Source organism: Kineococcus vitellinus, assembly GCF_009906315.1.
GTDB lineage: Bacteria > Actinomycetota > Actinomycetes > Actinomycetales > Kineococcaceae > Kineococcus > Kineococcus vitellinus.
On the sequence record NZ_JAAALL010000553.1, the window covers coordinates 1 to 1,319 of the forward strand.

A 1,319-nucleotide genomic window follows, 5' to 3' on the forward strand; every position below is an offset into this window, starting at 1 on the left:
GTGGTGGGGGGCGTGGCGGTGGACGTGGACGGCGCGAGCCTCACGTGGGGTCCTTCCAGGAGTCCGCGGGGAGGGTGACCAGCAGCAGCCGGTCGGCGAGCGGTGCCAGGGCGGCGACCACCCCGTCGTCGGCGTGCAGCCGGGCGGGGTCGGAGGCGCTGTCGACGACGAGGACGAGGGCGTCCCAGGGCACCGCGCGGCGCACGTTGTGCGCGTAGCGGGTGCCGGGGCCGTCGAGGGCCGGGTCGTGGCTGGTGAAGGCCACCGAGCTGCGGACGGCGTAGTCGTCGGCGTCGACGGTCAGCACGGGCGAGCGGGTGGTGGAGGAGAAGCGCACCCGGCCCGGGTGGCGGGCGGCCAGCTGCACGGCCACGGCCAGCGGCGCGTGCAGGAGCTCCTCGCTGCCGAGCACCAGGACGTCGCCGGCACCGCGCAGCTCGGCGAGCAGGTGGCGGGCGAGGTCGGCGCCGGCGAGCAGCTCGGCGGCGGCGGGCGGGGTGCCGAAGCGCGCCGTCGTCGCCACCCCGGCCGGCCAGTCCACGCGCACGGGGGTGACGTCGACCGGACCCGGCCGGGGCACCGGGACGACGGGGTCGACGGCCTCCACCAGCCGCCGGCCGCGCTCGAGCACGTCGGCGGGCAGGTCCACGGCGCCGCTGACGAGGCTGACGACGTCGATGCGGGTGCCGAGCTCGGCGGCCAGCGCCACGAGGCGCTCGCGGTCGGCGGCGGAGCGGACGTCGACCAGCCCGGCGACGACGTAGTGCTCGCGGGCGGTGCGCGCGTGCAGCTCGCGCACCGTGTTGGCGACGGTGCGCCCGGTGGACAGCTCGTCGTCGACGAGCACCAGGGGTGCGCCCGGGTCGGCCAGGGCCGCCAGGACGGCGGCGTCCGCCGGCAGCAGCCGGTGGCCGGTGGCGTGGGAGTGCTCCTCCTCGAACCCGGCGTAGCCGCGCGCGCCCGGCGCTGCGCGGCGCGTGGAGTGCAGCCCCGCGCAGCCGAGCGCGTCGGCGACGGTCTGCCCGAGCCCGGTGGCGGTCTCGGCGTAGCCGACGACGAGCGCGTCCGGGCGCGCCGCGGGGCGCAGCACCCCCGCGAGCACCGCGGCCGTCGCCGCCGCGTCCCCGGCGAGGGCCGCGCGCCAGTCGGCGGTGCGCGCCCCGGGGGCCTCGGGCACGCCGAGGACGGCGGCGACCCGGGCCCCCAGCCGCAGCCCCGCGGCGCGCACCAGGCGCGGGTCGGTCGGCAGGTGCTTGCCGAGGACCCGGCTGACCAGCAGGTGGGCGCGCCGGGGGTTGCGCCGCAGCGCCAGGCCCAGC

Annotated in this window: 1 protein-coding gene; it reads right to left on the reverse strand. The window is 79.9% G+C overall.

Translation table 11 applies throughout. The features are described from left to right. Positions 1-40: 40 nt before the first annotated feature. A partial coding sequence (locus GTQ99_RS23350; RefSeq protein ID WP_166618032.1) for a phosphoribosyltransferase family protein occupies positions 41-1,319 on the reverse strand: 1,279 nt, incomplete at its 5' end.